Source organism: Oceanimonas baumannii (assembly GCF_002245495.1).
GTDB classification, from domain to species: Bacteria; Pseudomonadota; Gammaproteobacteria; order Enterobacterales; family Aeromonadaceae; genus Oceanimonas; species Oceanimonas baumannii.
This window is the reverse complement of record NZ_NQJF01000011.1, coordinates 132,542-142,487: the sequence shown is the minus strand read 5'-3', so window position 1 is coordinate 142,487 and position 9,946 is coordinate 132,542. Positions and strand designations below refer to the sequence as shown.

At 46.9% G+C, this 9,946-nt stretch carries 8 protein-coding genes; all 8 read left to right on the top strand.

Features of this window, described 5'->3' with window-relative positions:
- Positions 1-169: 169 nt before the first annotated feature.
- The 8 genes from B6S09_RS13980 (at position 170) to B6S09_RS13945 (ending at position 9,712) form a co-directional block, all read left to right on the top strand.
- Entirely contained in the window at positions 170-1,030 is an 861-nt protein-coding gene (locus B6S09_RS13980) for an MFS transporter (RefSeq protein WP_094279107.1), read from the top strand.
- Between the two features lie 27 nt (positions 1,031-1,057).
- Positions 1,058-1,831 (top strand): hypothetical protein, encoded by a 774-nt coding sequence (locus tag B6S09_RS13975; protein WP_094279106.1) that lies wholly within the window; start codon positions 1,058-1,060, stop codon positions 1,829-1,831.
- Between the two features lie 157 nt (positions 1,832-1,988).
- The gene (locus B6S09_RS13970; RefSeq protein ID WP_094279105.1) at positions 1,989-5,807 is read left to right on the top strand and encodes a hypothetical protein; all 3,819 of its coding nucleotides are present in this window, start codon (positions 1,989-1,991) and stop codon (positions 5,805-5,807) included.
- A gap of 217 nt (positions 5,808-6,024) precedes the next feature.
- On the top strand, positions 6,025-6,411 hold the full coding sequence (locus B6S09_RS13965; RefSeq protein ID WP_094279104.1) for a hypothetical protein: 387 nt from the start codon (positions 6,025-6,027) through the stop codon (positions 6,409-6,411).
- Between the two features lie 82 nt (positions 6,412-6,493).
- A protein-coding gene (locus B6S09_RS13960) for an IS3 family transposase (RefSeq protein WP_439331558.1) occupies positions 6,494-7,674 on the top strand; the annotation gives its coding sequence in 2 pieces (ribosomal slippage) (positions 6,494-6,787 and positions 6,790-7,674; 1,179 coding nt in all).
- A gap of 87 nt (positions 7,675-7,761) precedes the next feature.
- Complete coding sequence (locus B6S09_RS13955) at positions 7,762-8,166, top strand: DUF1801 domain-containing protein (RefSeq protein WP_094279102.1); 405 nt, start codon at positions 7,762-7,764, stop codon at positions 8,164-8,166.
- A 179-nt stretch (positions 8,167-8,345) separates the two neighbouring features.
- Positions 8,346-8,852 (top strand): GNAT family N-acetyltransferase, encoded by a 507-nt coding sequence (locus tag B6S09_RS13950; RefSeq protein ID WP_094279101.1) that lies wholly within the window; start codon positions 8,346-8,348, stop codon positions 8,850-8,852.
- Between the two features lie 233 nt (positions 8,853-9,085).
- A complete protein-coding gene (locus tag B6S09_RS13945; protein ID WP_094279100.1) occupies positions 9,086-9,712 on the top strand; it encodes a LysE family translocator in 627 nt (208 codons plus the stop codon).
- Positions 9,713-9,946: the final 234 nt, after the last annotated feature.

The window sequence follows — 9,946 nt, the reverse complement described above, 5'->3', positions numbered from 1 at the left end:
GCATCCTGCATTCTCCTCATAGGGGCGTTGAGAACTAATGTGTTTTTGGCGAAATTCATTAGATCAAACGGCAGGGTGCGCGTCTACCTCTCTGATTCAGAAGAGAATTATGAGGGGATTCGCTAGAACAGGGCGTTAGGCTATTTAATCTCTAAAAGGAAAAAATCAGTTGGGAAATTTTCGAGAAAAGGCTAGAAGGTTCTATGAGAAAAATCAGGCCTTATGTAGCAAACTAAATAGAAGTCAAAAGTTTTATTACTTTGGCTTTATTTTTGGCTTACTTGCTGCCTTTTGGTACGTCACCCCTTTTTCCGAATTATTCTTGTCAGTTTTTATAGCAGCAGGCTTACTTCTTACTTGTGGCGTCGCATCTGATATTTTAATTGTCTATAAAAAAGTCTGGGAAACAAATATAGGGAAGGGGCTTATTTTAGTTATTTATGCTGCGGCAACAAATTTTGCGTATGCTCTTTCATCCCAGATAGTAAACGAAATAGTTACATTTGAATCGTCAAAGCTTATATATTCAATAAACCTTGTTGCAGTAATGCTTTTACCGCTTTTTGTATTAGCATTCACCTATCTTGTATTTGCAGTGATATTTATTTTTGGACAGTTCTACATGCTAATAATTGCGCATGCTGAGCAGCTCAAGACCGACGAATGCCTAAAGCATATAGTGCCTGAAGAAATTGAGAATTATGCATTCAGAACGTTTTTGGTTCGTTTCTTTGTTTTTCCTTCAGTATTTGGGTTTTATTGGAGTATAGGCGGCCATGCTATGCCTGCTTATGGAGATTTCGTAGAAAATACGACGAAAGCATTTATCTATAATCTAGAAGCGAAAAAATTCTCTCGGTGTGAGCTGTCAAAGGGGCAAAAGGTAATAGAGGTAAATGATAAAGAGATAGTCGTTGTTGAAAAATTAAGTGGGGGTTACTTATTTTCTCCTCAAATTTGTTCGCCAACACTTAAGCCTAACAAAAAGCTCAACAAGGACGCAGAAAAAGACTCTGCGCCTGTTAGCTAAGCGTTAGGACTCACGCAGGTAATTATTATGGCGAATAAGAAAGTTGAAACATGCTATGCGTGCGATGAAGTAGCCACTAGTCGTGAGCATGTTCCTCCGAAATGCCTGTTTCCAACGGAACTTGGTGTTAACTTAAGGATAGGGCTTATAACAGTTCCTTCGTGTGATGTGCACAACGGAAGGAAATCTGATGATGATGAATTTTTACTTGCGAGCTTAGCCGGAATTATTGGTTGCAATAACATAGGTATGCTCCATAAATTTACCAAGGTAGATAGAGCAATTCGGCGTTCAGGTGGTCGATTACTGGGGAAGGTGCTAAAAGATCAAAAAATAAAAATACATGAACTGAGAGACGGAAATAAATTTAGTGTGGCTTGGGGAAAGCCCGATTTAAAAAGGCTGCATGACTGTTTTTCATTAATTGGTAAAGGGCTTTATAAACACAAATATGGAAAAGCATTCGACGGTAATGTTATTTGTGAAGTCCTTTATGTTCCGACGACGAACCGTGGTTGGAAAGGTTACAGAGAGTTTGCTGTAGCAGAAATGTCCAAGGAGTTATCTTCGTGTAAAGTCGAAGGTGAGAATCCGGAAGTATTTCAGTGGGTGTTGGGTCCTGAAGACCCATTTGGTTCAAGTTGTGCTAGGTTAACGTTCTACGGGAATTTGGTCGTGTATCTAGCGTTTATCTCAAGTAGGGTGAACATGGAAGATTTCGAAAGCTTATTCGATATCGCTCAAAAAACTGAAAAACCTGTTTATATACAGAAAGATGGTAAACGTTATCGTATAAACTGAAGCCCTAACAAAAGTAAGCACTTGACCCCAAAAAGCTACGCTTTTTCGGTCAAGTGTTACAAGCGTTCGGCGAATAGGTTCATCAATCGCGCCTAATCAAAGGATATAAATGGACGCTACCGCTATTCAGGCCATATAGATTTAAGGAAGTGTAAGCATGGACCACACCCACATCGTTCAAGCAGGCGACCTAGACCGTTACGCGCCTACAAGAGACAGCCAAGCGGTCATTCCAGAGCTTGTTTACTGGCTTGTTAAGCAGACCTGCTCAAACCTTGTCGTTTGTAGAATCCCTTACGGGGATGCTGTGAACCAGCCTGGTTGGGACGGCATGGTTGAAACAGATGAGGGATTTCTCGAGTTCGTGCCAAAAGGTAAGTCGTATTGGGAAATCGGAACTGGAGCCGACCCTCAGAGCAAGGCAACTGATGATTTCAGAAAGCGAACCGACGAAATCGATGATAAGCAACGCGCGGATTCCTCGTTCGTGTTCGTGACTCCCCGATCATCGGGCTCAGGGGGTTGGAACGAACCCGAGCAAACGAAGTGGTTGGAACGAAGGAAAGATAAAGGATGGAAACTGATTCGAGTCATAGACGGCGTTAAGCTCGCCGATTGGTTAAGAGAATATCCTGCCATCGGAAAGTGGTTAGCAAAAAAACTGAATCTAACGGGAAATCTCGGAGGGCTATCGACTGCAACCGAACACTGGGACGATCTAATTGCGGAGTGCGCTGCTGACGATCCCCCCTTCCCGCCCAAACTATTTACCGTCGGAAGGCCAGGGGCATGTGAGGCGTTGCAGGCACTATTTGAAGGAAAGACGCAGGTTCTCATGCTCTTCGCCGAGAGTCCGCAAGATGTCGCCGATTTCGTCTCGGCTTTTCTTGCGGAGCTGGACCCGGACACATCTGGGACCTTCAGCAATCGTTGTCTTTACATTAACGACGAACAAGCTTGGCGGAGTATCGTTGAGACCCGATCCCCTCACGTTCTAGTTGCGGACCCTCGCCTCGGGCTGGAAACCGAGGAGGGTGCAGCACTTCAGTCAATAGCCCGTCGTAAGGGCCATGCAGTGGTCGTGCCTCTTTGTGGCGCATGGTCAGGGAGTAGCCCGGAAATCCTAAAGCTGAGGAGTCCGTCGCAATCACAAATCGAGTCGGTTCTCAAAGAATCAGGATACACCGATATACGCGCCAGAGAACTTGCCAGGATTGGAGGCGACCGAATTTCCGCTCTTCGCCGCCATTTGCGAGGCTACGGAACTCTGCCGCCATACGCCACATGGGACAATGCGACTCTCATCGCGCAAGCAGGGCTAGTTGGGAAATGGGATGGATCAAGCCCCGCAGATCGCTCCGCCTTGGAAATGTTGCTGGGAAAAGGGTACGGGGAGTGGATCGAGATTCTGAGACCTGACACGCTTCGTTCGGACTCTCCCCTGATTCAAAATGACGAAAAGTGGCGATTTGTTGCCCGTGGTGAAGCGTGGGGTTCACTCGGGAGTCGGATTACCGATGATGATCTAGATAGGTTTCAGAAGACGGCGGTTAGTGTCCTGGGGGAGCGAGACCCCAAGTTTGACCTTCCCAAGGAAGAGCGATTTGCCGCGAGTATTCATGGCAAAGTGCTCACTCATTCACACCTGATTAGGAAGGGAGTTGCTGAGACACTGGCATTGATTGGAAGTCGTCCAAAGGTATTGACTTCGTGCAGCGAAGGGAAAGCGGAGTCCACCGCTATTCTAGTTGTGCGCGATTTATTAAACAAAGCGAGCTGGGATCGCTGGGCTAGTCTGGATTCAATTATGCCGCTTCTAGCAGAAGCTGCGCCCGACGAGTTCCTCGATGCGGTGGAATCTGTTCTTGTCGATCTAGAAAACACACCCTTCCATAAGATCTTTGCCGAAGAGGGAGGAGGTGGATTGGGCGGCTGGAATTATATGAGCGGACTTCTTTGGGCGCTAGAAACCTTGGCGTGGAGTCCCGAATTCCTCTCCCGCGTTTCAGTGATTCTCGCCGATATTGCCTCATTCGATCCCGGTGGGAACTGGGCGAATCGCCCTTCGAACTCGTTGGCAGATATCTTCTTGCCATGGCATGTACAGACCACAGCGCCATTTGAAAAGCGTAAATCGGCCGTTGAGGCTGTGATAAGGGAACAACCCGTTGTGGGTTGGAAGCTTCTTTTGGCGCTATTACCGCACACCCACGGGTTCACCAGTGGGTGTCATCGCCCTGTCTGGCGTGACTTCATTCCGAGGGATTGGAAAGACGGTGTCCTAAGAACCGAATACTGGGAACAGATCACTGCCTTCACCGACCTCGCCGTTGCCCTAGCAAAGAGTGATTCAGGGAAACTCTGCGAGCTAATCAAAAGGCTATCTGATTTACCAAAGTCAGCTCACGAAAGCCTGCTCGAACACCTAAGCTCGGATGCGGTTGTATCATTGCCTGAGGCGGATCGCCTGCCTCTTTGGGAAAACCTCGATGAGTTGGTTAGGCATCACCGGAAATTTTTCGATGCAGATTGGGCACTCCCAGAGGATGCGGTCAACAAGATCGCGGAAACTGCGCAAACGCTAGCACCAACCTCGCCTCCATTTAAGTACCATCACCTTTTTGGTGGCAGGGATTTTGATCTGTATGACGAAAAGGGAAATTACGATGAGCAGCGAAAGCGACTCGATGAAGCACGACAAACTGCCATTGCTGAAATCATAGGTGACAGTAATGTCGATGCCGCCTTTAACTTCGCTGCAATGGTCGCCGCTCCTTACGAAGTAGGTCGAGCGCTCGGCGTGATCGCATCCGATGAAATGGAGGGTTCGATACTGCCCTTGCTGTTGGATTCTGAGGACGACATAACGGCTCGAGTAGTTGCCGGATTCATTTGGGTTCGCTTCTGGAAACTCAAGACTGAGTGGGTGGATGCAGTTCTTGGAAGAGCGTGGTCTCCAGAGCACCAATCTAAGTTCCTAACTCTCCTTCCTTTTGAAGAGGAAATATGGAATAGGGCTTCATCGCACCTGACCGCCTCTCACGAGGCACTGTATTGGAAAAATGCGAATGTAAATCCCTACGGACCAGATCGCGACTTGACGGTAGCTATTGAAAAACTGCTTGAATACGGACGCGAAGGGGCGGCAGTCATGTGCGTCGCTCGCACGGCAGATGATAGGTCGCAGTTCAATGAATCTCTCGCCACGCGCGCTCTTCTGGCGGTCCTTGGGAGTGAGCGCGGAATTGAGGAGTTGGACAACTACCGGACGGTTGAATTGATAAAGCACCTTCAGGGATCCGAAACGGCTGACAAGGACTCTCTTTTCCGAATTGAATGGAATTTTCTCCCGTGGCTGGATCGATTCTCATCTGGATCACCGGTCACTCTGGAAAAGCGACTTGCCTCTGATCCAGCTTTCTTTGCGGAAGCTATTGGGCTCGTTTTTCGCTCAAAAAATACCAACGCGGATGATTGCGACGATCTTGAAGAACAGAAGAAGCACCTCGCCAAGAACGCATACAAACTTCTCACGGAATGGAAGCGTTGTCCAGGAAGCCAAGATGATGGAACATTCAGCGCGGAGGTGTTTAACGTGTGGCTCAATGAAGCGCGTAGGTTAACAGAAGAATCAGGACATGCGGAAGTTGCTCAGATTCAAATTGGCCATGTATTAACCTGTGCTCCCCCGGACCCCGATGGATTATGGATTCATAACGCGGTCGCTACAGCGTTGAACTTTCGCGACACAGGGGAAATGCGTTCTGGCTTCACTACTCAACTCTTCAACGATCGTGGAGTTCATGGATTCACTCACGGGCAAGAGGAGCGCAGGCTTGCGAGCGAAAATCGGGAGAAGGCGGAACAGCTCGATTCCAAAGGCTATACGCGGTTTGCTACGGCAATGCGCGAGTTCGCTGAACAATATGAGCGACAGGCTGAACGCGAAGCTAAGCGCGACCCATACGAAGACTGAGGAAATCAAGCCGAACAAGGCGCTACACCGGACGGCAATTCCGCTGCGCTCCATTGCCGCCGGTGAGCTTTGGCGTTAGGTACCTAGGTTAGAAACCGCCTAATATATAAATGTTTAATAAATGTAATTATTTGAAATAGCGCTAAAAAGCATTAACAAGAACCAATGTAATATCTTGGTTCTTATTAGTTTTTTATGTATCAGAAAGGAGAATTTTATGATTTACAATGTCAGATTGGATAAGATGATGAACTCACCAGAGGATATAAATGACAAAGGAGATACGCAGTTTCGAATAAAAATTATGCCTCAAGTCGATTTAACTTGGATAAAACAGTTTGAAGAGGCATACAATGCATCCAAATCAAATGTGTGGAGAAAAGTTCAAGTTCAAAATACCTATATTGAAATTTCATGTCATCACTCCGAACTTGTAGATTCGCATTTACCAAGTATTAAAAATGCTATCAATACAGCTAATGCAGTTTGCCAAAAAATGCATGAGGCATATGAAAAAAATAGACAAGAGGCGATTGAAAAGGAAAAGTCCGAAAAGAAAGCGAAGCAAGATATTTTGGATAATCTAAACCTTAACTTAGAGTAGTTACCTAACAATCTGTTTAAGAGTGATTCTGTAGTTCCCCCGTTTTAGTGGACACCTCAGTCAAACGAAGACGAGGTGAGAAATGCCAGCGTACAAGAACCAGAAGAAGACTCGGCAATACACGAATGAATTCAAGGTCAGAGCCGTTAAGCTGACGTACCTGAGCGGGAGAAGTGTGAAGGGTGTAGCGGAGTCTCTGGACATTCATCCCTTCATGTTGTCACGATGGCGCAAAGAGTATCGAGAAGGAAAGATCGTGGCGGACAAACGTAGGAAAGCGGAAAGTAAGCCGAAAGCTCTGAGCGAAAACGAACGGATCCGTAACCTGGAAAAACAGGTTGCTGAGCTGAAGGAGGAAAACGACCTGCTAAAAAAGTGGCAACGGTTTCTCACGGAGGAACGCAAGAACTGTTCCGGTTTGTAGCTCAGCACCGTTTTCACTATGGTGTACGACGTTTGTGCCGTTTTCTGAACGTGTCCGCCAGCGGCTTCTATGCGTGGCAACAACGTAAAACGAGCCGGCGTGACCAGGCCAATGAGGAACTGATAGAGCAAATAAAACGGACTTTCACCGCAAGCAGAGAAACCTATGGTAGCCCCAGGGTTCATCAAGCTCTGAAGCGACAAGGCATTCATGTCGGCAGAAAGCGTGTTGAGCGGCTGATGCGGGAAGCCGGGTTGAAAGCGCGCGTCGCCCGGGTGTATCGCAAAGTAGCTGGATTGCATCGTTTTTATCAGAAGTCGGTGAATCTACGTAAAGACCTGCCAAAGCCGACAGCTCCCAATCAACATTGGGCTGCGGATCTGAGCTACATCCGGGTCGGTTCACGCTGGCTATACCTTGCCGCCGTCATCGACCTGTATTCTCGCCGTGTCGTGGGATGGTTACTGGGCAAGCGTAAAACGGTATCTCTGACGCAAGCATCTCTGCAAATGGCGCTGAGAAACCGGCGCCCGAAGCCCGGTCTGATCTTCCATACGGATCGAGGAGTTGAATATCGTGCTCATGAATTACAGCACCTGCTGAAACGACACGGGATCAGAGCCAGTACCAATCGGCCAGGAATGTGTACAGACAATGCGGAGATGGAATCATTCTTCCATACCCTGAAGGGTGAATTAATTAAAGAAAACCGCTTTTATGGTGAGATGCATCTGCGGGATAAACTGGCCGGATACATCCAGCATTTTTATAATCGATTTCGACTGCACTCAAGTCTAAATTATATGATCCCAGTTGAATATGAGGCCCTGGTGGCGTAGTTGAAGAGCGTGTCCGATTTATCGGGGGAAGATCACGCCCCTGTCGGGCCGCCGCTTCGCTTCGCGTTATGTGAATAGGAGGTTTCAGTGAACAAGGTAGTCAAAGAATGCTTCGATGAATATCCGGAAAATGCTCGTGTTAGGCTAGAGGAGCTACGAAATCTAGTCTTTCAAATCGCATCTGATTTGGAGCTGGGTGAAGTCGATGAAACTCTAAAGTGGGGTGAACCTAGCTATAGTGTAAAAACAGGCAGCCCGCTAAGAATGGACTGGAAGCTAAAATCTCCTAACAACTATTACCTGTTCTTTAATTGCCAAACTAAGTTAGTCGATACATTTCGAGAATTGTATGGTGAAGAACTGGTGTTTCAGGGAAACAGAGCAATCGTTCTGTCCATATCGCAAGTGTTGCCAGAAACAGCAATCAAGTCCTGTTTAGAGTTGGCTTTAACCTATCAGCAGCGTAAACATTTACCTCTTTTTGGCGCGTGAAAAATTCACATAACAAACGACTATGGCGTCAGTAGTTAATCTTATGCTGTTTTTTCTTCCCACCTGACGCCATCGTGAAGCATCGCATTGAGGATAACAACCATCTTCCTGACATAGTATGGGGCAACGAAACTTAACCGGTGTAGGCTGCCGGAAAGTTACATGGTGAAGCAAGGGCTATGATTTTGGTAAAACTGAGGAATCTTCGTCACGAGGATAAAGAGGCTGTCATTGCCATGCTTGGCGATCCTCAAGTAATGAGGTTTCTTGGGCCTCGCCGCGCTCTGACTGAAGGTGAGGCAGGTGCATGGTTCGGGAATGCCCTCGTTAACCCGGATCGCTTCGCTATTGCCAACGCTGAAAGTGATGAATTCATCGGGTTTTGCGGCGTTAAACAGATAGATGGTGTTCTGGATTTCGGCTATTTCATCAGATCGGAGTTTTGGGGCAACGGCATAGCTGCGAAGGCATGCGAGCTGGCAGTTGAAAGGTTATCCTCAGAGATCGATTTAGAAACCGTTCAGGTTTTCATCGCGGATGATAATGTTGCTAGCCAGAAAGTAGCTCAAAAATTGGGTTGGCAGGCCACGTATAATGATTCTAAGGATGGAGATGATGGCCGTTATTACCGGATCACCCTGCAATCAGGGGTCAACCCGACACCAAAAGCGTACGATAGCAATTAAGCAACCGGATTCAGCTTGGGTGACAGACATTACCTGTATTTGTACCTGGCAGGGTTGGTTGTATCTGGCTGTGGTGGTTGAGCTGTTGCATCAAGCAGTGGTTCTATACACCGCATGGCCTTGCCCGAGCCGGAGGGGTTGATGATATCGGGCCCGCTGAACGGGCTTCTGTTTGAGGCAGGGGTGTGTCATCTGTTTCGCGGGGCAGTCCACTCACGGGAATGGAGTCGAAAATGGAGCATATAAATTATTTTCTTATCGTATTTTCAGCGATAGCGGCGATTGCTAGTCCGGGGCCGGCAACACTGGCTATCGCTGGAGCATCTATGGGGAAAGGAAGGTTATCTGGTTTACATCTTGCTTTTGGTGTATTAACCGGCTCTTTAATTTGGTCAATCCTGGCTGCGTTCGGGTTGGCTGCGGTATTGAGGTCAAATGTCTGGCTGTTTGAAGTTCTTAGGTATTTGGGAGCTTTCTATCTTCTGTATCTTGCGTACAAATCATTAACATCAGCGCTGAACCCGATGTCACACAGTATTCCGGAAGTGCAGTTAGGCTCAAAAAAAAGTAATTACTTGAAAGGTTTGCTTATTCATTTGACGAATCCAAAGGCAATCCTCTTCTTTGGTGCTCTGTATTCGATGGGTGTTCCCAACACGGCAACACCGAAAGATTTCCTTTCTGTCGTTGTGGTGGTTGGTCTGGTCAGTGCCGTGATCTTCATTAGCTATGCGGTTATTTTTTCTCATGCAGGGGTAAGAAGTCTGTATATAAAATCCAAAGCGATATTTGAAGGGGTATTTGCAGTGTTCTTTGGTTCTGCCAGCTGCAAACTTCTTCTCAGTGACATTGAGGGATAGCTTTTACAAATTGTTCAGGGCAGAGCTGGTCGTCAGCAGTATGTGTTAACGGTAACAAAGCATGATTAAGATGCCCTGCAAAAATTGAAAGTGAGGTTATACTTCATCTGGTAGATGACTCTAACATCAGTGGAGTGTTCCCAAAGTAATTGAGGGTTATATCTGATACTTTGACTGCTGATTGCTTTGCGTTGTTCCTGCCTGGTTACAAGCTCATTCAATTCATCGGTGCAT

Excerpts from the sequence above, each read along its gene's own strand:
- B6S09_RS13975 (WP_094279106.1), top strand. The coding sequence starts at position 1,058 with ATGGCGAATAAGAAAGTTGAAACATGCTATGCGTGCGATGAAGTAGCC.
- B6S09_RS13970 (WP_094279105.1), top strand. The coding sequence starts at position 1,989 with ATGGACCACACCCACATCGTTCAAGCAGGCGACCTAGACCGTTACGCG.
- B6S09_RS13965 (WP_094279104.1), top strand. The coding sequence starts at position 6,025 with ATGATTTACAATGTCAGATTGGATAAGATGATGAACTCACCAGAGGAT.
- B6S09_RS13950 (WP_094279101.1), top strand. The coding sequence starts at position 8,346 with ATGATTTTGGTAAAACTGAGGAATCTTCGTCACGAGGATAAAGAGGCT.
- B6S09_RS13945 (WP_094279100.1), top strand. The coding sequence starts at position 9,086 with ATGGAGCATATAAATTATTTTCTTATCGTATTTTCAGCGATAGCGGCG.